At 64.2% G+C, this 25,757-nt stretch carries 16 protein-coding genes and 1 pseudogene; 7 read left to right on the plus strand and 10 right to left on the minus strand.

Annotation, left to right across the window (positions count from 1 at the left end):
• Window positions 1-74 precede the first annotated feature (74 nt).
• Both ACOYYX_RS18815 and ACOYYX_RS18820 read right to left on the minus strand, forming a co-directional pair.
• The gene (locus tag ACOYYX_RS18815) at window positions 75-557 is read right to left on the minus strand and encodes a DUF6010 family protein (RefSeq protein ID WP_422931452.1); all 483 of its coding nucleotides are present in this window, start codon (window positions 555-557) and stop codon (window positions 75-77) included.
• Window positions 558-591: 34 nt separating this feature from the next.
• Window positions 592-1,203 carry a TetR/AcrR family transcriptional regulator gene (locus ACOYYX_RS18820; protein WP_422931453.1) on the minus strand — a complete coding sequence of 204 codons (612 nt, stop codon included), beginning with the start codon at window positions 1,201-1,203 and terminating at the stop codon, window positions 592-594.
• Window positions 1,204-1,758: 555 nt separating this feature from the next.
• Here ACOYYX_RS18820 and ACOYYX_RS18825 point away from each other — a divergent pair.
• Window positions 1,759-3,132, plus strand: coding sequence for a hypothetical protein (locus ACOYYX_RS18825; RefSeq protein ID WP_422931454.1), 1,374 nt, complete (start codon window positions 1,759-1,761; stop codon window positions 3,130-3,132).
• A 662-nt stretch (window positions 3,133-3,794) separates the two neighbouring features.
• Here the strand turns inward: ACOYYX_RS18825 and ACOYYX_RS18830 are convergent.
• Together ACOYYX_RS18830 and tnpA are read right to left on the minus strand one after the other, a co-directional pair.
• Window positions 3,795-4,920 (minus strand): IS3 family transposase gene (locus tag ACOYYX_RS18830; RefSeq protein WP_422931455.1). Its coding sequence is split into 2 segments (ribosomal slippage): window positions 3,795-4,638 and window positions 4,637-4,920, totalling 1,128 coding nucleotides; the frame shifts between segments, so codons are not numbered across the junction.
• Between the two features lie 258 nt (window positions 4,921-5,178).
• A pseudogene (tnpA, locus tag ACOYYX_RS18835) lies at window positions 5,179-5,605 on the minus strand (IS200/IS605 family transposase).
• A gap of 427 nt (window positions 5,606-6,032) precedes the next feature.
• On the opposite strand from tnpA, the gene ACOYYX_RS18840 reads away from it, so the two are divergent.
• The 3 genes from ACOYYX_RS18840 (at window position 6,033) to pelA (ending at window position 11,929) form a co-directional block, all read left to right on the plus strand.
• The gene (locus ACOYYX_RS18840; RefSeq protein WP_422931456.1) at window positions 6,033-9,005 is read left to right on the plus strand and encodes an FG-GAP-like repeat-containing protein; all 2,973 of its coding nucleotides are present in this window, start codon (window positions 6,033-6,035) and stop codon (window positions 9,003-9,005) included.
• A 35-nt stretch (window positions 9,006-9,040) separates the two neighbouring features.
• On the plus strand, window positions 9,041-10,843 hold the full coding sequence (locus ACOYYX_RS18845; protein WP_422931457.1) for a cation:proton antiporter: 1,803 nt from the start codon (window positions 9,041-9,043) through the stop codon (window positions 10,841-10,843).
• A 105-nt stretch (window positions 10,844-10,948) separates the two neighbouring features.
• Window positions 10,949-11,929: a pectate lyase gene (pelA, locus tag ACOYYX_RS18850; RefSeq protein WP_422931458.1), complete on the plus strand. Its 981-nt coding sequence runs from the start codon at window positions 10,949-10,951 to the stop codon at window positions 11,927-11,929.
• A gap of 24 nt (window positions 11,930-11,953) precedes the next feature.
• Here the strand turns inward: pelA and ACOYYX_RS18855 are convergent, their stop codons facing one another.
• Window positions 11,954-12,292, minus strand: coding sequence for a hypothetical protein (locus ACOYYX_RS18855; RefSeq protein ID WP_422931459.1), 339 nt, complete (start codon window positions 12,290-12,292; stop codon window positions 11,954-11,956).
• 286 nt (window positions 12,293-12,578) lie between these two features.
• Here ACOYYX_RS18855 and ACOYYX_RS18860 point away from each other — a divergent pair, with 286 nt between their 5' ends.
• Window positions 12,579-13,031, plus strand: a complete 453-nt coding sequence (locus ACOYYX_RS18860) for a YybH family protein (protein ID WP_422931460.1) — start codon at window positions 12,579-12,581, stop codon at window positions 13,029-13,031.
• A 146-nt stretch (window positions 13,032-13,177) separates the two neighbouring features.
• Here ACOYYX_RS18860 and ACOYYX_RS18865 read toward each other — a convergent pair whose 3' ends face one another.
• Window positions 13,178-15,151 (minus strand): fructose-bisphosphatase class III, encoded by a 1,974-nt coding sequence (locus ACOYYX_RS18865; RefSeq protein ID WP_422931461.1) that lies wholly within the window; start codon window positions 15,149-15,151, stop codon window positions 13,178-13,180.
• Window positions 15,152-16,254: 1,103 nt separating this feature from the next.
• On the opposite strand from ACOYYX_RS18865, the gene ACOYYX_RS18870 reads away from it, so the two are divergent.
• The gene (locus ACOYYX_RS18870; RefSeq protein ID WP_422931462.1) at window positions 16,255-17,652 is read left to right on the plus strand and encodes an alkaline phosphatase PhoX; all 1,398 of its coding nucleotides are present in this window, start codon (window positions 16,255-16,257) and stop codon (window positions 17,650-17,652) included.
• 102 nt (window positions 17,653-17,754) lie between these two features.
• Here ACOYYX_RS18870 and ACOYYX_RS18875 read toward each other — a convergent pair whose 3' ends face one another.
• Entirely contained in the window at window positions 17,755-18,921 is a 1,167-nt protein-coding gene (locus ACOYYX_RS18875) for a family 16 glycoside hydrolase (protein ID WP_422931463.1), read from the minus strand.
• A 378-nt stretch (window positions 18,922-19,299) separates the two neighbouring features.
• On the opposite strand from ACOYYX_RS18875, the gene ACOYYX_RS18880 reads away from it, so the two are divergent.
• Window positions 19,300-20,385: a DUF1559 domain-containing protein gene (locus tag ACOYYX_RS18880; RefSeq protein WP_422931464.1), complete on the plus strand. Its 1,086-nt coding sequence runs from the start codon at window positions 19,300-19,302 to the stop codon at window positions 20,383-20,385.
• 80 nt (window positions 20,386-20,465) lie between these two features.
• On the opposite strand, the gene ACOYYX_RS18885 is transcribed toward ACOYYX_RS18880, so the two are convergent.
• The 3 genes from ACOYYX_RS18885 to ACOYYX_RS18895 form a co-directional block, all read right to left on the minus strand.
• On the minus strand, window positions 20,466-20,747 hold the full coding sequence (locus ACOYYX_RS18885) for a hypothetical protein (RefSeq protein ID WP_422931465.1): 282 nt from the start codon (window positions 20,745-20,747) through the stop codon (window positions 20,466-20,468).
• Window positions 20,748-20,878: 131 nt separating this feature from the next.
• A complete protein-coding gene (locus tag ACOYYX_RS18890) occupies window positions 20,879-25,150 on the minus strand; it encodes a serine/threonine-protein kinase PknK (protein ID WP_422931466.1) in 4,272 nt (1,423 codons plus the stop codon).
• Window positions 25,143-25,736, minus strand: a complete 594-nt coding sequence (locus ACOYYX_RS18895; protein WP_422931467.1) for an ECF-type sigma factor — start codon at window positions 25,734-25,736, stop codon at window positions 25,143-25,145. Before ACOYYX_RS18895 ends, ACOYYX_RS18890 begins: the two co-directional genes overlap by 8 nt.
• Window positions 25,737-25,757 lie beyond the last annotated feature (21 nt).

Below are 25,757 nucleotides of genomic sequence, written 5' to 3' on the forward strand. Positions count from 1 at the left end.
TGGCGCACCGCCCCAAGGACGTCTCGCCGAGAGAGGCGATCGGACGCGTTGGATCGCTCAGAGCGGCCCGAGACTCAGCGGGCGCTCTCGGTTGCGATGGATTGCGATTTGAGATCCAGGAGCGACGGCCCGCCCGCGAAGCACCAGAGGGCCAGGATCGTGTCGCAGATCGCGCAGCCCGCCGAAGAGGTCGGTGAGAAAGGGACGATGGGCGAGCCGTAGCGATGATGGACGACGTCCCAGGCCGTGTGCAGGAGCCAGCCGAGGCCGATGTAGCGGTAGTCATGTAGGCCCTTGAAGGCCAGGAATGTGATGACTGGGGTGAAGACGAACTCCCAGATCCCCATACCTCCGTTCAGGTACGCGGCGCCTGCCCCTGCGATCATGATCGCGTTGAAATTCCTCCGCGAAGGCTCCCTGATGCGCGAGCAAATGAGGACATATACGATCGCCACAGCAACGGGAGAGATAACATCAATCATGTGCAGATCCGATATCATTGGCATGGCTCTTCTCCGAAAATAGGGCGGCCGGTGCGCGCACGATCCCCTGCCCATTTGAGAATGATCGTGAAACTGACGCCGGTGAGGTTTATCGACGTACGGACTTTTCTGGCGTGGCCCGCTCCAACAGAGCCTGGAAAGCCGTGAAGGCCCGGTTGTCGGAGTCGGGGCGGCGGAGGAAGCGTTGGCTGGTGTGATGGCTCAGGTAGATGCCGCAGAGTTCCCAGACGAACTGCTCGACGTCGAGGTCGGCTCGCAGATGCCCCAGTTCGACGGCCCAGCGGGTGAAGCCTTCCAGCAGGTCACGCCACTCGGCCTCCATGGCGGCGACCTTGTCGCGGACGGGCCCTTCCGCATCGTCGAGTTCGAACATCGCGGCGGCCACTGGGCATCCGCCGGGAAGGCCCGCGCGACTCGCCCAGCCGAGCCAATTGCTGACGAGGGCTTCGAGCCGAGGAAGGCCCTCGGGGGCGGCCATGGCCGGTTCGACAACCACGGGAGCGGCAACTCTCGCCATCTGCTCGAGCAGGCCGATCTGGACCTCGTCCTTTGATCTGAAGTGGGCGAACACCCCGCTCTTCGACATCCCGACCTGCTCAGCAAGCTGGCCGAGCGTGACGCCCGCCATGCCATCCCGGCTCATCAGTGCGAGCCCCTGCTGGAGGAGCCGCTCGCGCGTTTCGTGGAGTTTCTTTCCCATGACCACAAAAATAGCACGACCGGTCGTGAAGCGACAAGCACAAAATCGCACGGTCGTTCTTTTTTGAAATGTGCTGCGAGATGAAGGGATGGCCCCAATCAGTCAACACTTCATCAAAAATAAAATATTAACTCACTAGACACTTTTAAAACTCTGGGTTCCAAGGATCTCCAGACTGAAAACCCAATCAGTCTGCATGCTTCAGATCCGGATAAATTCATTGCCGCGATACAACATTCCGTTTACAAGGACGGAATGAGGCGAGGCTCTTCGACCGCCATTGTTTCGCGCGTGAACGGCAATCCTCTTCACCATCCCGAAGGACATAGCATCATGGGCGAATCAGTTGGTCGGCGTGAGTTCCTAGCCGCTGCAGGTGGATTTCTGGGTTCGGCCGGTGGTGACCCAATTCCAAGAAGAGTCGATCAGATAGCAAGTGCCGCAGGCTCGACGGCGACGGGGCAAGAGGCGTCGGCCGCGATTTCTGTGGGGGATCGCAAGCAACTTTTTATCGATCGTCGTTTCGTCGCCAGGAGCGATGGCATCGCGCTGACGATGAACCCGGCGCAAAAGTTGGGCATCGTGCTCGACTCCTCGAAGGAGCCCTGGGAGAAGGGGACGGGCGGGTATTTCCGCGTCATCGAGGACGGCGGGAAGTTCAAGATGTATTACGGGGCTTTCCTCGATTCCGGCCACGGGCTCTGCTATGCCGAAAGCGACAATGGACTGCACTGGACCAAGCCCGCGCTGGGCCTGGTTGAGGTCGGCGGGAGTAAGGCGAACAACGTCATCTATCCCGACGACGCCATCGACGCCACGATCATGGTCGACTCGATCGACGTCCCCGAGCGGCGTTACAAGCTCTTCCGCTCGAAGGTCACGGACGACCCGGCCAGGGCGGGCGTCTATGCGTCTTATTCCGCCGACGGCATCCATTTCACGGAGGCGGGCCGGGTCCTGCCGATGTGGCCGGAGACTTCGCTGATTGCGGACTGGGATTCACGCATCAAGAAGTATGTCGTCTTCCTGCGGGTCTTCGTCCGAAATCAAGAGAATCAACGCCGGGTCGGTCGGATCGAGACGGATGACCTGCTCAAACCCTGGCCGTTCCGCCAGACCGACCCGCTCCTCAGCCCGCCTTCGCCGGAGAACATCCAGGCGGTCCTTTCTGTCGACGAGCATGACAACCCGCACAGCGACCTCTATACCAACGCGGCCTGCCTCTATCCCTACGCGCAGGACGTGTATCTCATGTTCCCCTCGGTGTTCCGCCATTTCTCGCCGAGGCAACAACCGTGGTTCCGCTTCAAGCCGGGCAACGACGACGGGATGTTCGAGGTGCAGATGGCGGTCAGCCGGGACGGGATCACATGGGAACGGCCGGATCGACGACCCTACGTGCCGATGGGGCTGCCCGACGAGTGGGATCGCTGGCTGGCGATGATGGGCGTGGGGATGGTTCGCCGCGGGAATTCGCTTTATCAGTACCACTGGTCGAGCGGACGGATGCACGACTCGGCCATCCTCAGGCCCGAGTACGACCAGGCCGTGCCCCCGAAGTCCGCCATCGGTGCGCTTCGCCAGCGCGTCGACGGCTTCATGTCGGCGGACTTCGCCTATGGGGGCGGGACGCTGACGACCCCGCCGATCACCTTCGTCGGCACACACCTCCGGCTCAACATCGACACAGGGGCGATGGGCACGGCCTTCGTCGAGATCCGCGACGAGCGAGGAGAGCCCATCCCGGGCTTCACGCGAGCCGATTGCGAGGAGATCGGCGGCAACTTCCTCGACGTGCCGGTTCGTTGGAAGGGGAAGTCAGACCTCACCGCGTTGCGAGGACGTCCCATCTCGCTACACATCACGGCACGCTCGGCCAAGCTCTATGCCTTCCAGTTCCCCGCGGATCCGCCGCCCTCGGGAGGGTAATGCCCTACCCCAGTCGATATCACTTATTCGCCGCCGAGAGACTCCCAGCAGCGGAGCAGAAACCCTCGAAACAGTTCCTGCTCCTCCGGTGAGAGTTGGGAGACGAGTTGGACCTCAACGCGGGCAACAACCGCACTGCCTCGCTCATGGAGTTGCTCGCCTTCGGGCGTGAGCCTGGCACACAAGATCCTTGCATTCTGCGGGTCGGGCGAACGGCTGATGAGGCTTCCTCGCACGAGTGACGTTAGCAGTTCGCCCATGCTCTGCGGCGAGACGAACGCAGCCTCGTCCGAAGCTGAACCGACTCGCCAATCTCGAGTTCTTCCTCACCCACGATGCCCCGGCCGTTCGACGGCACAGGCTCGACCTCGATGCGCTTCGCTCGGTGTCCTCGGCGATCGTCCCTGCCGTTGGCCTCACGTCGGAGAAGGCATTCCCTCATCAATGCGCCCTGGAGCTGGCCAGGACACTGGGGACTGAGGCCGCCAGATTTCCCGGTGGGCACGGCGGATTCTCCACTCATCCTAGGACGTTCTCGGCCAGGGTTCGAGACATCCTTGGCCAGAATTAAATCCACACCTCGCCCAGTTCTCTGAATTCTTTAGTCTGAGGTGGACCCCATTGTCTAGACCAAAAAACGGCGATCCTTCGCTACTGTCCAATCAGGCCGTCGTGGCTCTGTCCGCTCGGTAGACCGTCCCTGGAGTCCGGTACCCCAGGGATTCGTGGAGCCGATCCTCGTTATAGAAGCCGAAGTATCGCCTCAACCCTCGCTGCAGCTCCGGCACCGTCTCGTAGCCTTGGATGTAAATATCTTCGTATTTCACGGTCCTCCAGAGCCGTTCGACGAACACGTTATCCAATGCCCTGCCGCGTCCATCCATGCTCACGGCTATCCCGGCCGCCTCAAGCCTCCCGGTGAACGCCTCGGCCGTGAACTGGACCCCTTGGTCCGTGTTGAACACCTCGGGCTTCCCCGACCTCAAGGCATCTTCCAACATCTCCAGGCAGAAGGAGCCGTCCAGCGTGTTCGACAGCCGCCAGCCGATCACGTACCGGCTGTACCAGTCGATCACCGCCGCCAGGTACATGAACCCTCCACTCATCGGCACATAAGTGATGTCCGTGCTCCACACGTGGTCCGCTCGCCGGGCTTTGACACCTCGCAAGAGATAAGGGTAGATCTTATGGCCTCTCCCGGCCTGACTCAGCCTGGGCTTGGCATAGATCGCTTCCAGGCCCATCTTCCGCATCAGGCGCTGTACTCGCTTCCGATTGACCTCCTCACCTCGTTGTTCCAGCCAGGCGGTCATCTTGCGGCTGCCGTAGAACGGGCATGCCGTATATTGCTCGTCGATCAACCGCATCAGGCGCAGGTCCTCGGGCGACTCACCCGCAGGTCGGTAGTAGAGGCTCGATCGGCTCAGCCCCAGCAACTCGCACTGGCGGCGCACGCTCAACCGGGGATGATCCGGCTCGATCAAGGGCCTTCGGTCCTCAACTGAATGGGGCGACTTTTTTTTTCAGCCACTCGAGTTCCATCTTGAGGCGCTCGATCTGTTCGAAGAGTTCGGCCTGGCGTGCCTCGGCGTCAGCCGAGGCCGCCTTGGCCGGACTCCCGAAGACCTCCTCGGCACTGCTGATGAGCTGCTTCTTCCAGCCATGGATCGATGTGGGATGGACGCCATAGTGGCCGGCCAACTCGTTGATCGTGCGGTCTCCCTTGAGGGCCGCCAGGGCGACTTGAGCCTTGAACGCCGCCGTGTGGACTTGCCGCTTCCTCGCCATCCGTCCTCCTCCTCAGACCCGTCTGAGTAGCTTAACAGATGGTCCAGTTTTCGGGGTCCACCATAGTCATCACTTGTATTCGCAAATGAGGCTCCTCGGCCGGAGGCCGAGGTATCAGGAAGGCCCCCCGAGGGGGCCCGATACGTGAGGAAGCCCCCGTTGGGGGCGATGACTTGAGTCGCTCCGTCGGAGCCCGGTACATGCGGTAGCCCCCGCGGGGGGCGTAAGGCCAGGAAGGCCCCCTCGGGGCCTACGGGGTTACTCCAGGTTCAACTCGCCCTGCCGACGATCCAGCTCATCCTGCTCGCGGATGTACTGCCGCACCCGGGCCTCATCAAGGCCCACCGTGCTCACGCAATAACCCGTCGCCCAGAAATGCAGGCCCGTCATCCGGCGGCTCCTTCAACAGCTCACGATGGATCCGGACGGCGCTCTTGCCCTTCAGGAACCCGATCGTGTTCGCCACGCTATACTTGGGCGGTATGCTCAAGCACAGGTGGATGTGGTCGGGCATCGCGTGCCCTTCCAACAGATCGATCCCGCGTTGACGGCACAATTCCCGAAGGATCGGGCCGATCTGATGCCGAAGCCTTCCGTAGAAGACTTTGCGGCGGTACTTCGGTATGATCACGACGTGGTACTTGCATTCCCACCGGACATGGGAAAGGCTCTGCCATTCGTGCATAGGCTCCTCCTTCCTGCCCCTCGGGGCCTTCCTGGAAGGAGGAGCCTATTTCATTGCACGTCGGATCGCTCGAAGCTCTTCGGGTCGCACGGCCAGAGGCCGTGGATTTATGACGTATTAAGGAAAACGACCGCACAACGATAGAATCCTTTGAACTCTGGCTTCATGACTCCATGCTCTTCGGACTAACTTGCCTGATCGCCATAAGAAAAATTGTCATCCCGGAATGCGCGATGTTAACTTGATCTAGTGAATGTCTCGTCGATGTTGGAGAATCATCCGACCAGGGGCCCGTCGTCAATCGTCGGGCATGAGCTGGAGTCGATCGAGGTGGATCGGGAGTTCTCCCGACCCACGCAAGGTGGCCGCTGCCGATAGCAGCCCGATCGAACGGACTGGATGATTCAACAATCCTGGAGTCGAGACGATGTCGTCTCCTCAAGCCGCTCAGGTCGCCTCGAGGCGTTGGATCTGGATCGTCGGGGTGATCGCAGGTTCGGTCCTGCTTGCGATGTTCGCCTGGGGTGCCTGGCGATTGTCGCAAGGTCCCGCGGGCGGCAAGGCTCCGGCGAAAACGGCTCGCTGGGCCCCCATCCAGGCGGCCCTCGACCGAGGGGATTGGAACTCGGTCGAGCGCCGGCTTCCCGACTGGTTGAGCGAGAACCCCGACCACGGCCAGGGGTGGCTGACCGCCGCCGCCCTGAATGTGGCGAGGGGGAAACCCTCGGAGGCCCTCGAGCCGCTCAAGAAGGTTCGCAACGAAGATCCTTCCTGGGTCTATGCCCTGGGGATGACCGGCGAGCTCGAGCTCCAGCTCGGCGACGCCGCGGAGGCCGAGCGAGCCTTCCGCGAAATGGCCGCGGCCGACCCCTCGGCGATCCCCGCCCGGAAGCGTCTCGTCTATCTCTACAGCCTGGAGCTTCGAACTGCGGAGGCCCGCAGCGTGCTCTGGGAGATCTACCGGGCCCGACCCGATCCGAGCGTCCTGGCCGAACTCGTCGACGCACTATTCCTCATCGAGAACGATGTTCGCGGCTTCGGCCCCGATCTCGAGCGCTTCCTCAGGATGACGCCGGACGATCCCTGGCTCAGGCATGCCAAGGGTCTTTCGTTGCACTGGCGAGGGCAAGACGCCGAAGCCCTGACATATCTCGAATCGGCCTCGACCGCGCTCGAGAACGATCTCACGGGCCGGTTCGCGCTGGCTGAGTGCGTCCGCAGACTCGGCCGAGCCGAGTCGATCCCCAAATCACCTCCCGCCCCTGAGAAAGTCCTTGGCCGTCGCCCCGAGCGTCCTCGTGCGGTCGCCGCAGCATGGTCGGTCCTCGCCGGCAGGCTCGCCGAGGGGGCGCATGACGAGGCCGATGCCCTCCGGTTCTACCACGAGGCCGTCGCGACCCACCCGGAGAGCCGGGAGTCCCTTTTCCGACTGGGGCAGATCCTCACCCGGACGGGAAAGGCGAAGGAGGGTCGGGAATGCCTCGATCGCGCGGAGGCCATCCGGCTCCGCCATCGGGCACTGCAAAACGCGCTAGCCGATGCGCGAGGAGAAGGCTTCAACGCGACGAACTGCGAACGGCTCGGGACGCTCTGCCTCGAGGCGGGCATGCCCGCCGAGGCTCGCGCCTGGTTCGAGATGGCCCTCAGGTACGACCCCGAACTCGCGTCGGCGACGAAAGCCCTGGAGCCACTGACGAAGGTCGGGCCGCTCGAGGAACTCCCCTTCGCCCTGGCGAGCCCGGTTCGACGCGAGGTCGAGGCCGTCGCGACTCCGGTTCCTGTTGTGGCCGAGTCTCAAGTGCCCGCATCGATCCTCTTCGAGGAGGGTGCAGCGGCGGCCGGCCTCGACTTCGTTTACGACAGCGGGGCGAACGGCGACCACTTCGTCGTCGACACCATGGGCGGGGGTGTCGGCCTGATCGATTTCGACGAGGACGGTTATCTCGACATCTACCTCGTCAACGGCTGCCGACTCCCGATCGACCCGAACCATCCCCCTCGCCCCAACCGCCTGTATCGCAACAAGGGGGACAGGACGTTTGAAGACGTGACGGCGCGTGCCAACGTCGCGGGCTTCGGCTACGGCATGGGCTGCACCGTGGCCGACTACGACAACGACGGCCACGATGACCTCTTCGTGACCGGATATCGCCACACGATCCTCTATCGCAACAAGGGGGACGGGACGTTCGAGGACGTGACGTCCAAGGCCGGCGTCGCCTCCGGTCGCTGGACCACGGCCTCGGGCTTCGGGGACCTCGACGGCGACGGCGATCTCGACCTCGTGGTCGTCTCCTACGTCGAGGCCGACCCGGCCACGGCGCCCCCTTGCGTGGATCAGTCGGGGCATCCGATCCACTGCTCTCCCGGCCGTTTCCCCGATCAGTTCGACCAGATCTTCCGCAACAACGGCGACGGCACCTTCGCCGACGTGAGCCGCGAGGCCGGGATCGAGTTGCCCCGAGGGCGAGGTCTCGGCCTGGCGATCGCCGACTTCGACGACGACGCCAAGCTCGACCTCTTCATCGCCAACGACGCGACCCCGAACTATCTCTTCCGCAACCTCGGAGGCCTGAAATTCGAGGAGACGGGCCTGTCGTCGGGGGTCGCTTGCGACGGCTCGGGCCAGGCCACGGCGAGCATGGGGGTCGTCGCCGACGACCTCGACGGCGACGGCCGGATCGACCTCTATCACACCAACTTCCTCAACGAGCCGAACACCCTGCGGCTGAATGCGGGGGGCGGCCTGTTCGTGGACTCGACCCTCGCGGCCGGGCTCGATGCCCCAAGCCGGGCGACCACCGGCTTCGGCGCGGCGAGCCTCGACGTCGACAACGACGGCCGGCTCGACCTCTTCGTCGTCAACGGCCATGTCGACGACCAGCCCTGGGTCAACAGCCCGATGGCCCAGCCAGCCCAGCTCTACTGGAACCGGGGTCAGGGGCAGTTCCTGCTAGCGGGATCTGCGGCCTCCCCCTTCCTCGCGTCGCCCAAGGTGGGCCGAGGCCTGGCCCTCGGCGACCTCGACAATGACGGCCGACTCGACCTTGTTGCAGTCTTGCGAGACGCCCCGGTCGCCCTGCTCTGGAACCGCTCGGCCAACCCGGGTCACTGGCTCAAGATCAACTTGCGCGGGACGCGTTCGGGGAAATTCCCGGTGGGCACCAGGGTCGTCTGCGAGGCTGGGGGGACGAAGTCCACGCGATGGCTCACGTCGGGCACGGGCTACCTCTCGTCGCACGCCCAAACCCTGCACTTCGGCCTCGCCGGCGCGGCGAAGGTCGACCGGCTGGAGATCCACTGGCCCTCGGGAAAGTCTCAGTCCTGGAACAGTCTCGACGCCGATCGTGCTTACCTCGTCGAGGAAGGTGCCGAGCCCAGGGCCTTGAACAGGCCGTGACGCATAACCCGCGTGGATTACGTTATGCTGGGTAGATGCAAAACCTCGACCTGATCCTTACATTGACGGGCGGCCTCGCGGCGGCCCTCGTCTGCGGCTACATAACCCTCCGGCTCGGCCTGTCGCCCATCGTCGGCTATCTCCTCGCGGGGCTGGTCGTCGGGCCTTATACGCCGGGGTTCATCGCCGACCATCACCTGGCGGACCAGCTCGCCGAGATCGGAGTCATCCTCTTGATGTTCGGCGTCGGGCTCCAGTTCCACGTCGAGGAGCTGCTCGCCGTCCGCCGCGTGGCCGTGCCCGGTGCATTGGGTAGGAGCCTGATCGCCACGGCAATTGGGGCCGGTCTCGGGCTGGCGTACGGCTGGGGCTGGCAGGCGGGGGTCGTGTTCGGCCTGGCGCTCTCGGTCGCCAGCACCGTTGTCCTGATGCGCGTGCTCGCCGACAGCGGCGACTTGCAGACCCCGGCCGGCCACATCGCCGTCGGCTGGCTCGTGGTCGAGGACCTTTTCACCGTCCTCGTCCTCGTGCTCCTTCCGGCCGTCTTCGCGCCCGGCGGCGACGCGGCCAGCCTGGCCATGGCCGTGGGAACCGCCCTGGGCAAGGTCGCCCTGATGGTGGGGCTGACGATCGTCTTCGGCAAGCGCCTGATCCCCTGGCTCCTCACCCGCGCGGCCGAGACCCGCTCGCGCGAGTTGTTCACGCTGACGGTCCTGGTCGTGGCGTTGGGAATTGCGGTCGGCTCCGTCAAGCTCTTCGGCGTCTCGATGGCGCTGGGGGCGTTCCTGGCGGGGATGGTTGTGGGCCGCACCGAGTTCAGCCTGAGGGCGGGCACCGAGGCCTTGCCCATGCGCGACGCCTTCGCGGTGCTCTTCTTCGTCTCGATCGGGATCCTCTTCCGCCCGAAGTTCCTGCTCGAGTCGCCTGGGTTGGTGCTCTGGACGCTCGCCATCGTGATGCTGGCCAAGCCCATCGTGGCCTTCGCCATCGTGACCCTCCTGAAATACCCCTTCCGGACCGGCCTCACGGTGGCATTATCAACGGCACAGATCGGCGAGTTCTCATTCATCCTCGCGTCGGTCGGCGAGCGGATCGGTGTGGTCGACGACAAGGTGCGGAATGCCCTCGTCGCCACGGCGATCATCTCCATCACGCTCAACCCCCTTCTCTACCGCATGATGGGGACGATCGAGAAGTTCCTCAAGCTATACCTCAAGAGCCCTGCGCCCGTGGATGTACCGACGCACTTCGACGCGGCCAGCAAGCCATCGTCGAGCGACGGGGCCTCGCGAGAGTCCCGCTATCGGGCCGTCATCGTGGGCTATGGCCCGGTGGGTCGGACCCTGGCCAGGCTCCTCCAGGATAATCGGATCGAGCCGGTCATCATCGAGCTGAACATCGAGACCGTCCGCCGATTGACGAGCGATGGGACCAGGGCCATCTACGGCGACGCGACGCACCGCGACACGCTCGAGAACGCCAACCTGGCGAAGGCCTCCGTCCTGATCATCAGCAGTTCCTCGATGCACGGGACCGCCGAGACGATCCGTCACGCCCGCGAGCTGAACCCGAAGATCCTGATCTTCGTCCGCTCAAGCTACCTGCGCGAGAGCACCGAGCTTCAAATGGCCGGGGCCGACCTCGTCTTCTCGGGCGAAGGGGAAGTCGCGCTCGCGATGACCGAATCCGTCCTGCGTCAACTCCACGCCACCCCCGAGCAGATCGACCGCGAACGCGATCGGATCCGCTCCGACCTCTTCCGCGACCTCCCCACCGCCGCGACCGTTCTCGATGACCGGGAGCTGCCCGAGGCCGTGAGCGGCCAGGCCGCGGAGTGAGCCGGCATATTACTCATAAAGCCTTATCATAATTTATAAAATCTAATGTATCACACCGTTGCTCGACTCAAGAGGAAGACCTTCGCCATTCTCGTCGTCTTAGGGATGACGGGAGCCGGCGCTCAGTGGAGCCAGTTCGCGGAAAAGCCGGAGGACTGGTATCGCGGCCCGGAGGGGCGTCGAATCGCGGCCAACATCCTCTCATATCAGACAGCCGCGGGGGACTGGCCGAAGAATACCGACACCTCAGCCAAAACCTTCGAGGGAGACCCTGCCAAGCTCCACGGCACGTTCGACAATGGCGCGAGCGTCGGCGAGCTCCGATTCCTGGCTCGGGCCTACGCAGCGACGAAGGACTCGCAGATTCATGCGGCCTTCCTTAAAGGCATGGATCACATTCTCGCCGCGCAATATGAGAATGGCGGTTGGCCCCAGACGTCGCCCCCCGGCGAAAAATATCCCCGCTACATCACGTTCAACGACAACACCATGGTCAACCTCATGGGGTTCGTCCGAGACGTGGCCAATTCGCAAGATTTTGCATTCGTCGATGAGTCGCGCCGGGCGTCGGCCCGAAGGGCCTTCGACGCGGGGGTCGCGTGCATCCTCAAGTGCCAGTTGAAGGTCGACGGCGTGTTGACGGCCTGGTGTGCCCAGCATGATGAGAAGACGTTCGAACCGAAACCGGCGCGGGCCTATGAGCTCGTTTCTCTGAGCGGTGCCGAGAGTGCGGGGATTCTGTCCTTGCTCATGAGCCTCGAGCGGCCGAGCGCCGAGGTCGTGCAGGCGATCGAGGGGGGCGTCCATTGGTTCGAGCGGGCCAAACTCACCGGCATCCGCCAGGAGATCGTCTCCGGCAACAAGGTCATCGTCGACGACCCCAACGCCCCGCCGGTCTGGGCCCGATTCTACGAGATCGGCACCAACCGCCCATTCTTCTGCGGCCGGGATGGCGTGAAGAAGTACCGACTTGCCGACATCGAGGCCGAGCGACGCAACAACTATGCCTGGTACGGAATCTGGGGCACGAAAGTCAAGGAGAGCTTCGCCCGGTGGTCGGCGAGTCATCGACCTGGATCGAAGTAAAGGCGGTCGGTGACATCCCGTCAGCTAATTGGACAGCGGCAGTTCGGGTTCAATGCGGACCCATGGGAACAACATGGCTCGCTGATACCTGGATTTGATCCGGGCGAGGTGGACCGCCTGTTTCTTCGAGGTTTCGACGATCTTGGACTGCTCCTCGGCGTCGTAGCCATTCGGGGCGAAGAGTCCGGTCTCGATGACCTTTGCTCGCTGGCTCGAGATGCGCTCAAGCGACGCATAATGTCGGGCCATGCGCCGATACTCCATCGAACGCTTGCAGAGCGTGCCGAGATGGATGGCGAACGCCATGATCGCGATCCCGCACATCATCCTCGCCAGGGTGAGCCTAGGTCGCTTCGCTCGCATGTGCGGTTCGCTTCGGATGGAATTGATCGAGAGATCCGACGCCACGATGGCGGTTTGCCCCATCGTAACGACAAACGTCATGGACCGCCAGCACAACTCTTTGCGGGCGTTCCTCCATTGCCGAAGTTGCGTCAGCGACATACAACCAAGCTTGGTTCGGCGAGGGCGATCATGAAGACGTCCAAGAGCACTCGGATTTTCACCCTTAAGTACCTGACCCCGCTGGTTGAGCATACCGGGGACTTCATGGATACCAACGGCTCGAGACCTCCAGGAGTTTGATCCCATGGACCGACGCCATTTCCTCGCCGCGACGGCTTGCTTGACGACAACGGGCGCCGCCAAGGCAATCCAGCCCGAGGCAGATGCTGACGCCGCCATCCGGCGCGTGATCCAGAATTATGTCGAGGCGAGGGAAGCCAGCGACCCGAAGGCCATAGGCCTGCTCTTCGTCGAGGATGCCGACCAACTCGTCTCGGACGGCACCTGGCGTCGCGGGCGCGAGGAACTCGTCAAGGGCATGCTCGAGTCCTCCAAGAAGAACCCGGCCAAGCGGACGATCGAAGTCGTCTCAGTGCGACGGCTCGCCGCGGAGATCGCCCTGGCGGATGGCCGCTACGTCCAGAAGGCCAGGGATGGCGGCAGCGACCGCGTCATGTGGACCGCGATCACGCTGAAGCATGGCCCGGAGGGCTGGCAGATCGCCGCGATCCGGAACATGCTCCCAGCGAAGGCCTAGACCAATTGCCCGAACCAGAAACGATACCGGGTGGATCGCCCCGTCGGCCCCCATCGAAGGGGAACCGCCGAAGCCATCCACCCGCTGCATCTTCATACTTCGATATCGGCTTACGATCCGTGAAGTTCGCGTGAATCTGGCTCGCGTCAATGCCGCCGACCGTTCTGGCGAAGGTCGTTGTGGTGATAGGCATCGATGAGCCGCTCGAGCAGGCGGATCTCGCAGCGGATCTGGGCGCCGCGCTCGGTGTCGGCCATGCGGTGGATACGGTCCCAGGTGCGGACGACCGAGACCTTGGGGATGATGTCCACGCCGTCCCGGATCGCGGCCTCGACCGACTCGAAGTGCGAGTGCTCGGCGAGGAGCGTGCGATCGGCCTCGAGCACGAGGGTGAACCCGTAATCCCCGTAGGCCTCGGAGAAGGCCCCGTCGATCGTGATCGCCTTGCCGCTCCGCTTGATCGGGTTCTCGCCCGCCTCGATCTTCACCGGGACATGGCCGTTGACGATCAGGCCGTTGGTCGGATCGACGTCGAACTCCTCGAGGACCCGGTCGCAGAACCAGGGCTCGTGGATCAGCTCGAAGTAGGGATTCTTCGTCTCATGGTGCGTCGCCTTATCGGTGATGAAGTCGCGTTCGAGGGTCGTGATCCGGTCCTTGCCGAAGAGCGGCGAACGCTCGCCCCCCCAGAGGTACCAGAGCAGATCCAGGTCGCTCGTCTCCCTCCGCTCCACCGCGCGACGGATGACCTTCCCGATGGCGTCGAAGAGCGGCCTGCCGCCGAGGTCCTGCCCATCGATGTTCATCGTGAGGAACTGGCCGGCCCGATCGACGGGAGCGCATGCGTGGAAGAGTAGGGCGCCGTCGCGGACGAGGTACATCGAGCCTCGGCTCGCGAAATACTGCATGTGCTCCCAGAGCTTCTGGCTCGACATGAACGACCTGCGCAGGCGTTCGATGCAGATCCGCTCGTCGTCGGAGAGCTCGTACGGGTTCTTCGGGTCGACCGTCGGCAGGTAGGCGTCCTTAAGAGGATAGCGGACACCGTCGACCTCGATCGTCTTCGCCTCGTGGTCGATCCGATGGAGCAGGCGGCGGTGATCCATGCCCCACTTCGGATTCCGCTCGATCACCTGGCCTTCGAGCTTGAACTGCATGACCGCCGCGGCCTTCTGCATGCGGGCCACGAGCAGGTCCGGGCGCATCCCGCTGGACTTGGGGAAGAACCCCGACGCCGGGTCGTCGTTGTAGACGGTGCGGACGAGGTGCTCCAGCGGCGTGAGCGGGATGCTATACCCCTCGTCGAGCTGCCCGAGCCGGCGATACCGCAGCGAGATCCGCAGGACGTGGCAGATCAGGGCTTCGTGGCCGAGGCAGGCGCCGAGCCAGGCGGCGTCGTGGTTGCCCCAGATGAACGAGACGTTGGGCTGTTGCCGCAGGTAGTCGAGGACGCGGTCGCCCCGGGGGCCTCGGTCCCAGCAGTCGCCGCCGATGATCAACTCGTAGATCGCGAGGTTACGCACGAGCCTCGCGGTGAGGTGGATCAAATGGAGCGCGCGGCCGTGGAGGAGCAGCTTGTCCACGATGGCTTCGACGAACGACGTGTCGCGTTCGGTCGTCGGCATGTGGAGCATTTCCGTCATCAGCTCGCGGTACTCGGGGGGGAAGACCTCCATCGCCCGCTTCAGGCTGTAACGCCCCGCGAGCACCCGCACGAGCTCGAATTCATGTTGCAACATCCGTGTGCAATAAGAACGCCGCTGCTCGGGGTCCGGGAGGGTCTTCTCCAGTTGCTCGACCACTTCTGCCGGGTAGAAGATGAGGGTCAAGAACTCCTGGAGTTCCTCGGGCGACATCTTCGAACCAAAGAGGCTCTGGACGAGCGGCCTGAGCGTGCCCGAGGCATTGTTGATGACGTGCCGGAGCTTCTTGTCCTCGCCGTGGATGTCGCTGATGACGTGGATGGTCCCCTTCGGGAGCGTGAGCACCGCCGACAGGCGGGCAACCTCCGCCATGGCGGAGTCCACATCCGGGAATCGGCCGGAGAGTGCGCGGAGCGCGATCAACTCGTAATCACGAGGATTCTGGCTCTCGACGTCGACTTGATTTGGGGCGAGCAAAATCCTGGACTCCCAACACGGAGGGGGGGGCGAAGGCGGGGCAAGGGCTTCAGGCCACGCGAACGGCGCAAGGTGCGTGAAATAAGTCTTCGCGGCAGGCTCCAACACGATGACCGTCTCCTCCCGCCTTTGGCGGCGTGAGTAACGGCTCTCACTCCAGCACTCATCTAGCGATGATCTAGGCCTCTCAAAACCCGATGCGTGATCATACACTCTGGGCGATGATTTCGTCGACAGAATCGGTTAATTCGCCCAAGAACCTTTCCCCAGCATCGCAGGCAATTTCCTTCCCATAACACCACCGTTAACTCTACTCTTCGTGGAGTCGACAACGTAGCTCAAGAAATCCATGCGCGGCCTGCCCACCTTCACCATACTATCCCCAATCACACTTCCACGCGTCCTTTCCGACATAGTGCGTCTCAACGGAGGGAACTCTGCCGCATGCACCACAAAAACAAACGGAATCCCCCACTCCGACCATCCAAAAATATACATTTAATTACATAATTTATTTATTAAATACATAACATTATAATTTATTATAGCCTCTCAATTTCCTTCTCACATCATGCAATTCACATTCATCAGCCCGTGGCCCAACAAAGTCCTTCGGGGAGAACAAATTCGTGCGCCATGGGAGCGCCTTCCGCCGAGCACTCATCGGCACCCGGGCTTCCTCTTTCGGCATGCCGAGTCCTGAAATCATTTCGAATGGTGGTCGCTCCGGCCGTGGATAGCTCGCGCCACTTTCCGAATTCGGGGCAGGACCGACGCGGGTCCTCGGTGGAGGCTGCGAAGGGGCTCCCTTCGGATGTATTCATAGGACGAGTCCGAACCGCTCGAGCCTTTCGCCAAGGCCACATCGGTTCTTCGCGACATCTTCAGCGTCGGACCCTAGACTGGGTTGGCCTGCCCCCGTAAGCCTCGAGAGGAACTCGGAAAGTAGTTCATGGATCGAAGTGTCTTGCCGCACTTCGACTCGCATCGCGGACCTCGTCCGTCGAGCGAGATCGCCCAGTCGGCTCGGGCGCGGTGGCCAAATCCATCGACGCAAGCTATCAGCGGATTTCGTGCAATCATCTCGTTCCAGGGATCATCCGATGTCGACCACTCGCCGTTGTTTCATGCAAGGTGCGGCCGCTCTCGGGGCGGTTTCTTACGCCCTCCCGTTCGGGGAGTGGGCCAATCGCCTCCAGGCCGGGGAGACGCCCAGGGGTTCGGGCTTCGGGCCGCTCCGACCCGCGAAGGATGAGGCCACCGGGCTCGAGATCCTCGACCTCCCCGAAGGCTTCCGCTACACCACCTTCAGCTGGACCGGCGACAAGCTCTCGGACGGGGGCGTGACCCCGGGGTTCCACGACGGCATGGCGGTGATCGCCTCGAACGGCGACACGGTCACCCTCTGCCGGAACCACGAGGAAGAGGGCTCGGGCCAGGCCTTCGGCGCCGTCAAGTCGGCGTATGACAAGTTCGGCCGAGGCGGTTGCACGAACCTCGTCTTCAACATGAAGACGGGCAAACTCGAGTCGTCCTGGACGAGCCTCAGCGGCACGGTCCGGAACTGCGCGGGGGGCCCGACCCCGTGGGGGACCTGGCTCAGTTGCGAGGAGACCCTCGTCGAGGACGGTGACAAGGACGCCAAGGTCAACGGCGGCAAGCCCATGAGCTTCGAGAAGACCCACGGCTGGGTCTTCGAGGTCCCGGCCCAGGGGGTCTCCGAGGCCCGCCCCATCAAGGGCATGGGTCGGTTCACGCACGAGGCCATCGCCTTCGACCCGGCCACGGGAATCATCTACCAGACCGAGGATCGCAAGCAGGCCGGGTTCTTCCGGTTCATCCCCGTCGAGAAGCGGAACTTCCACGCCGGCGGCAAGCTGCAGATGCTCAAGGCCAAGGGGACGCAGAACCTGGTCAAGGGTCTCAAGGCCGGCCAGACGTTCGAGGTGAGCTGGGTGGACATCGAGGAGCCGGAAGCCCCTCACGCAGACGCGAAGCGAAGCGGCGACGGCTGCTTCCACAAGGGCTACAGCCAGCAAGGCGCCATGTTCTCGGGGCTCGAGGGCTGCTGGCACTCGCAAGGCACGATCTACGGTTTCACCGCCAAGAGCGGCGGCGATTCGGCCTCGGGGCAGATCTGGAGCTACGTGCCCAAGCAGGAGATCCTCTCGCTGGTGTACGAGTCCCCCAGCGGCGTCGTGCTCGACATGCCCGACAACATCACCAAGAGCCCGCGCGGGGGTCTGGTGATCTGCGAGGACGGCGACTCCGCCCCGCAGCAACGGCTCCAGTGCCTCACGGCCGAAGGGGCCCTCTTCCCGTTCGCCGCGAATGCCCTCGACCTGCGCAAGACCCCGACCCGCGGTTTCGACCAGAATTACCGCGGCAGCGAGTGGGCGGGCGCGACGTTCAGCCCCGATGGGAAGTGGCTCTTCGCCAATATCCAGACCCCCGGCCTCACCGTCGCGATCACCGGCCCCTGGCGTGACGGCCTGATCTGAGCCCCTGCCCTCGCGATTGAAACGACAGATCCCGGCTCGAGGACGATTGAATGTCCTCGAGCCGGGATCGTTTGCTTTGATCGGCTCATCAAAATCAACGTCTCACTGCGAGACCCGCTTCATGTCGCGTTCGCCGTCGCCGATCCGGAAATGGACTCCGGTGACGTTCCCCTTCTCGTCCTTCTTGAAGGTGTAACGGCCGTCGGTGTAAGGCATGTCGAAGACGGTCTCGGAGATCGGCTCGATCACCAGGGCCTGAGGACGGAACGGATAAGTGATGACCAGGTGATTGCCCTCGCGGGCAATGGTCGCCTTGGCGGAGTCGGGCTTGCTGTTGAGGAGGTACTCGCCGGCGTACGTGTCGAGGAGTTCCGTCGACAGCGAGACCACCGGGGGCCGGGCGCGGTCGCTGGGCGAGGGCGCCGGGCGCTCGGGCAGCTCACGGAGCCAGATGTTGCGGTAGCGGACGACGTGGTTGTGATCCTGGAGGGCGATCACACCTGCATTGCCCTGGTCGGTGTATGGGAGCGACTTGAGCCAGGAGGTCGGGCCGATCGGTTCCTCGTTGTCCTGGACGAGGATCCCGTTGTGGAACAGGGTGATCCGCGCCGGCTCGAGGAGCTTGCCCGAAGTATCGAAGCGGGGTCGGCGGAAGGCGATATCATACGACTGCCACTCGCCCGGCGGTCGCGACGCATTGGCCAGCGGAGGGAATTGCCCGTAGATGGCCCCGGCCTGGCCGTCGGCGTAGGTGTCGGCCTTGTACGAGTCGAGGACCTGGATCTCAAACTGGCCCATCAGGAAGATGCCGCTGTTGCCCCGATCCTGGCCCAGGCCGTGAGGCGGGTTGGGGGCGGCCCACTCGACATGGAGTTGCATGTCGCCGAACTTCCGCTTCGTCTCGATCTGCCCGGTGCCGGGGACTGTCTGCATCTCGCCATCCGTCACCTTCCAGTTCGCCGGTCCGCCATGCGACGACTGCCAGCCGTCGAGGTTCGACCCGTCGAAGAGGATGACGGCATCCTTCGGCGCCTTGCCCGCGATCTCGTTCGAAGAGGGCTCCACGACGGGAGGCTTTGGACGACGGATGTCGTGCTGCCTCCAGGGGGCGAGGGGCGACCCTGGCTGGACCTCGGCGGCGGTCAATGCAGCGAGGAGGCCGACGAAGGCGACGATCAAGCCGATCGACGCGATCCGGGGGATCTGGAATCGGGGCCGCGACGGGCTCCCAACTGGACGGCGCAAGCCATGCGATTCGACGCGATCCAAGGGAGGTGCTCCTTCGAGGGTCGTGTATGGAAGTCTCGCCCTACCAATGGGCCTGCATGCGTTCGGATGCTTCAACGCTACCACGTCCCCCGGGCGCCCGACAGGGATTGCCCTTGGAAATCGGCGACGCGAAGCCGGCGTGTCCACTCCCTACGCTTGAATGAATCGTAAGCGGCCATTGAGAATTCCAGACGACCTCACCTCCCCATCCCCCGGATTCACGCATCCGCCATCTCTTGTTGACCAATTTCATCAAGATGAAGAAGAGAATCCTTGTCACCAATCTTGAGGCTCGTTCTAATGTCCCAATTGACAGGATCATAGCGCCAAGTCGCCACGATTCGAGCGAACCTTCTGGGAATAGGCAAAGACACTCACATGCACAGTGACGGCAAACGTCGCGGATTCACGTTGATCGAGCTGCTGGTGGTGATCGCGATCATCGCGGTCTTGATCGCGTTGCTATTACCGGCGGTCCAGGCGGCGCGCGAGGCCGCCCGACGCGCCCAGTGCGTCAACAATCAGAAGCAGATCGGCCTGGCGATTCACAACTACGTCTCGGCGATGAACGTCCTGCCCCCGGGCCGGGTCAACACCCACATCGCGGGCCGCGGCAACTGCTGGGGGGCCTATGCCGAGATGCTCGGGCAGATGGAGCAGCAGCCGCTCTTCAACGCCTTCAACTTCAACCTCCCGCCCGACACCGACCCGACCACGACGACGGCCGCGGCCAACTCCACCGGCTTCATGGCGATCATCAATACCTTGATTTGCCCTTCGGATCCGTCATCGTCGAGCCTCGTGCAGATCAACGGTGGTTTCTATGGCGTGCATAATTACAACCTTTGCACGGGCTCGACCTATTCGGCCGTGCCCCAGCCGGGCGGGAACCTCGCGGGGATCCTGCCGAACGGGCTCTTCTATGAGAATTCGGCCGTCTCGCTCGCGGCAATCACGGACGGGACGTCGAACACGGTCGCCACGGCCGACACGATCCGGTCGACGGGGGGGTCGCCGACCGGCGTGAACTCGCTCACCTTCTTCCAGCAGAACCCGCTGAGCGGCTTCGTCATCACGGGCGACAACAAGACGAGCGGCCCGCCGATCACCAGCGACGCCGACTACCTCTCGATGTGCCTCTCGAGCTCGCCCCCGGGCTTCCAGGCCACGCGCGGGGTCCGCTGGCACTACGGGGCTCCCGGCCACAGCCTCTTCAACACTCGTCGCTCGCCGAATGACAAGGGTTACGACTGCCGCGGCGGATTGCCCCACAGTGACAAATCCGACCCGAACTGGAGCTACCTATCGCTGAACATCGCCGCCAGGAGCAACCACTCCGGCGGCGTGAACGCCCTCATGGCCGACGGCCATGTCCAGTTCATCAAGAACACGGTCAGCGTCCAGGTCTGGCAGGGCCTCGGCAGCCGCAACGGCGGCGAGGTCATCAGCGCCGATTCATTCTGATCTGAGCTCGACGGCAAACCGCAAATCCTCGGCCTTCGCTCGCGAAGAGACGGGCCGGGGATGCTCATCACCTCATAGCCTCATCTAAATGCCAAGTCTCCGCCGCCTGAGGCCGACTTCAGGAGTGCCTCGAAATGATTCACGGTGCGGGCCTTGAAGGAATGAAGACGGTCGCGCCTGGGCTGGCTGTCGCAGGCTTCGGCGAGGGCGACGGAAATTCGCTGGGCCGGCACCTCTGAGTGAGCGGTTCTGGCACCTTTCGGCCCGAAATTGAGGAAGCGGGCGAAGCGTATCCGGCGTTCCTGGGCGTACCAGCCTTGCCGGGCTTGATCTTTGGTACGGCGAGTTATCGTCGCGTCCATGGTCCCCTCTCGTTTCGAAGGCTCCATCGGTTCGGATGGAGTTCAGCCGCCGGAGGAATTATCAAAGCGCGAAGGGATGTCGGACACGAAATTCGCGAGATCGGGGCGTCCTGCGGCCAGAAAAACCCGGATCAGCGGTGTGGGAAACCCGGGGCGAAGAGGTCGGCGACGCGACTGGGATTCACGACACCCTGGCCGGTGAGCCATTCATCCGACTTCCGGACGAGGGCAGCACCCTCGGGGCCTCCCTGGATCTCGCCCAGGCGACGTTCGGCCACCGAGGCGCAGAGGAACATATCGCAGTCGCGGAACCGAGAGGCGGCCTGTTCGAGCTTGGCCTTCGCCTCGGATCGACGTCCGCTGATCTCGGCTAAGGTCGCACGGATCATCAGGGCCTGGGCATCGGCCCAGGGGAGCCGTTCGCGTTCGAGCCTGGCGGCATCCTTCTCGGCAGAGCGGACGAGCTTCGGATCGTTGCGGTGGGCCGCCAGAGCGCAGCGGGCGCGGATACCCACCATGGCGACGCGGATGAACTGGACCCGGAGCAGGAGCGAACGGGCGAGGTCCGGCCAGTAATTGCTGAGGCGTTCCCAGGCCCCGGCTCCGTCCCCCGAATAGAGGTCGACCTGGATCAGCGACCAGATAAAGTCATTGTGCTGGACATGGTTGCCGTCGTGCGACCATTGTTCCTCGATTTTCTCCGCCTCTTCGCGGGCCGTCTTGGGCTCGTCGGCCCCGAGCATGACCACCGTGCGGATGTACGTGCTCAGGTTCATGACGGCATACAGGTCGCCGCGTTCCCTCGCTTCGTTGATGAGGAGCGGGAACCGGCGGGCAAGCTCGGCCCAATGCCCCTGGTGCGAGAGGGCCCAGAGGGCGTAGGCGTGGATCGTGTCGAGCTCCCAGGAAACCCCCGTGCAATGCTCGCGGAAGTAGACCTCGGCGCGGTCGCAGGCCGCGAGGGCGGCGGTCCAACGGCATTCGAGATAGGACGAGACCCCCTCCGCCAGCAACGCCATGCCGATGGCATAGGGTTGCCCCGAGTTCTCGGCCAGCGTGGAAGCGGTATTCAGGAGCTTCGCGGTCTTTTTATGGGCGGTCACCCCCGCGGTGGCGGTCTGGGCCGCCTCGAGCGAGAAGGAGCGGGCGACGCGTGATGGCTCGCCGGCCTGCAACGTCAGCAGCAGGCAGCGGGCATGGAAGTCGGCACCTCGGATCCAGTCGACGTTGCTGAGGCCAATCGCCGCGGACCAGCAGACATCGACCTTCGTCAGCACGGCGGCAGGAATCTCGTCCACCGTCCGAGGCCGGAAGCGTAAGCCCTGCATGGCGAGGCGAGTACGATGCCAGAGCATTGAGATCATGGCCCGCCTCGCGCTAGTCGGCAGGGTCATTCCGACCGACGCCAGGACGTCTCGCATCGTCTCGAGCCCGCGGTCGATGTGCCCGCTGATGAGGTGCTGCATGGCCGCCCGTCGGCGGAGCTCGAGGCCACCGGACCTGGAGGCACCTTCACAGGACTTAAGATACTCCTGGGCTGCGTCGGCGCCACGGCCGGCGTTTGCCAACGACTCGGCCAGTGATACCCTGAGCCTTTGGGCTTCTTGCGGGCTCTCGGGCCCTAATTCGAGCGCGGTGCGATAGAGGGTGGAGGCCCGCTCGAAGGCGAGCGCCTCCACGGCCTCGTCGGCGGCCCTGCCGAAATGCACCCCGGCTCGCTTGAGGTCGCCGGCCTCGCGGTAGTTGACGCCGAGGACCTCGTGATCCCCCTCCCCGGCCGCCTCGAGGACAGTCGCGAGCCGGCCGTGGCATTCCTTCTTCTCGATCGGGGAGAGGTGGGCCACCACGGCCTCTCGGACGCGGTCGTGGTAGGCTTCGAGTTGGTCGACGTCCGAGGATCGGCCGCTGACGCGGATCAGTCGGCCGGTCCTGAGCAGCGAGAGCGCGGCGCGTTCGTCCCCCGGCTCATTCAGGCATTGCCAGGCGAGGTCCGCCCGGATCGTACCGCCCAGGACCGCGACGACCGCCAGGAGCTTCCTGGCCTCGATCGGGAGCCGGAGCACGCGCGACCAGAGGACCTCGTCAAGCGCGAGCGCCTTGCCGGGCTCATGGGCCAGGGCTTCGCCGGTCTCCTGGCTCTGAGCCGAGCGGGCCAACTCGGCGACGAAGAGCGGGTTGCCCGCGGCCTCCCTCGCGATGATCTCGGATCGCTGCTCGACGTTCGCATCCTCCGACGTGACGAGAAGCCGCGCGAGGGCCCGAGACTCGTCCTTCGAAAGCGGGCCGACGACGAGGTCGCGACATTCGACGCTCTTGGGGATCGGCCCTTCGCGCATCGCGAGAAGGAATGGGCTCTCGTGCATCTCCTCGCTCCGGAAACAGGCGAGGAGCAGGAGGACCGGGGGCTCCGGCGAGCGCAGGATCTCGGTGAGGACTGCAAGGCTGTCCTGGTCCCCCCACTGGAGGTCGTCGATCGCGAGGACCAGGGACTTGCGATCTCCCAGGCGGCCCAACAACTCGCGGAGGGCGGCATAGGCTCGGCGACGGAGTTCCTGCGGGTCGGGGATCGGCGCCGATCGGCGAGGGGAACCGGAGGCCGATGGTACCCGGCCCAGGACCGGGAAGACGCGGATCAAGGGGCCCACGTCGCGCGGCAAGAGGGCCTCGGCCTCGTGTGGCGGCAGGTGCCGTAGATACCGGCTCAGCGCGTCGATCAACGAGTCCAGGGCCTTATACGGTACCGACTCGCGTTCATAGCAGCGTCCGGCGAGGACGACGGTGTCGGGCCTCTGGGCGAGGTCGTCGAGGAAGCGGCCGACGAGGGCCGTCTTGCCGACTCCGGACTGTCCCTGGACGAAGACGAGGACGGTATGCCCTTGCGTCGTCGCCTCGAAGGCCTTCCCCAGCTCGGCCCGTTGCGACTCGCGTCCCACGAACGGTTGCTGACCCGAAGGGGTCGTGATCTCGGCGGTCGGAGGAAGCTGCTCCGCGACGGGCGTGGCACCGAGCCTCGAGAGCACGTCGGGGCCGGTCGGGCGTGCTTGCGGGTCGCGACGAAGGAGTTCGATGCAGAGCGAATTCAGGTCGTCGGGGACCTTGTCGGACCAGGCTCGGGGCGGGGGCGGCTCCTTGCGTTGCTTCTCCATGAGGACGGCGAGGAGTTCGCCCGTGAACGGGCGTCGGCCCGTCAACGCCTCGTAGAGCATGCCGCCGACGCTGTACCAGTCGGCCGCGGGGGTGAGCTGCGCCCCGGATGCCTGCTCGGGGGCCATGTAGGCCGCCGTCCCGACGAATTGCCCCTCGGTGCTGAGGTCTCGGGCGCTCCCCACGCGCGTGGCCATCAGGCCGAAGTCCATCAGGATCACGCGGCCCTCTCGGGTCACCATCACGTTCGAGGGCTTAATGTCGCGGTGCAACTTCCCCGCATGGTGCAAGGCGATGAGCCCATCGGTGAGCTGCTTCATGGCCGACCGCAGGCGAAGGTAGCCGTCGTCGCTGAGGGTGTCGGACTCTGCCTCGTCGCTGAGGGGGAGCACCGGGATCAGGTCCGATGTGAGATCGCCCGCGGACGGCTCGATGGCCCTGCCCGGCTCGAGCGCCGGACGAGGGACGCCGAAGGGCACCGGCTCTCCCGTCCAGGCCGAATCCTGGCCCAAGAGCAGGTTCCTGGCCGAGTGCCAGATGGATTGGCCGGCCTGCGGCCTCGGGCCGGTCCGGATGTGCTCGAGGAAGGTGACACCGTCGATGAGCTCCATCACGATGAACCATTCGCGGCCATCGAAAAGCAGCTCATACAGGCTGACGAGGTTCGGGTGCGAGACGTCGAGGAGGCCCCGGAACTCCTGCTTGAAACGGGCGACCGAGGTCACGTCGACCTGCTTCATCGTCTTGATGGCGACCATCACTTCTCGGCGCAGGTCGCGAGCCTTGTACACGACCCCCATGCCGCCACTGCCGAGGACACCGACGATCTCGTAGCCTTCGAGCGTCGGATACCCCGAGAACGAATCGAGCTGCAGCTCGACCGGCTCTCTCCCGCCGACGCTCCGGGGCCGGGAGAGCGAGGAGGAGGATTCCTCCAGGCTCCCCTGCTCGATCGCGCCATGAATCATGAACAGATCTTCGAGCGGCGTGGCGAAGCCGGGGAACCGGGACTGGAACTCGCTGAGAGCGGGAGACTCGCCGCGTTCCTCGCGCAGGACCACCTCATGGTAGATGAGGTCGAGCAATCCGTCGGGATCGGACGCGAGCGATGGGTATTTCTCGAGATAGGCCTCGACGTGGAAGGAGTCGCCTCGAGCCGCTCGACGTCGTTGGTCGGCCATCAGGACCTGGATCGCGGGGAGGAAATCCGCCCTTTCCTCCTCGGGGGGGAGCGATCGCTCCGGGCCGGAATCAGTCATCGTCGGATCCATCGAGCCCGATTTCGCGTGAGACGCGGTCGACGGCGCGGGCGAGCTTCTTGCGCAAGGCCTCGGCGCTGCCCCCCTCATCCGCGGCGATCGCCGCCCATTCGTCGCCGTCCTGCCGGCGTTCGAGGAGCCGGCGCTCCTCCTCGCTCATCCTGGAACGCGCGGCCTCGAGCAATTCGCGGGCGGCGACGACGCGGCTCGGCGTGCCGCCGCGATCGGCGACGACCTCGGCCCAGACCTCCCCCTGCTCGACCCTGCGGACGTCGCGACGGGCCGCTCGCTGGCCCTGCGCCTGGTTGGCCAGCTTGTTCCGGGCCATGGTTGCAAGCAAGCGGAGCAACTGGTCGGGCGTGTCGAGCTCGTACTGCCCCAGGGCGGCCCTGACGAAGAAGCTCGCCATGACCGACTGGCAGATATCCATCGAATCCAGCAGTCGGCCGAGCCGGGGGTCGGACAGACGAACGCGAGCCGCTCGGCGGACCATCGGCTCATACCGCTTGACCAGCTCCGCCGCGGCCGCTTCCTCGCCGGCGCGGACGCGATCGATCAGGGCCTGGAAAGACTCGGTCTCCGACATCGTAAGCTCCCCCGGACAAGG

Origin of the sequence: Singulisphaera chitinilytica, from assembly GCF_049331405.1 — a bacterium.
In the GTDB taxonomy this organism is placed as follows: domain Bacteria; phylum Planctomycetota; class Planctomycetia; order Isosphaerales; family Isosphaeraceae; genus PoT.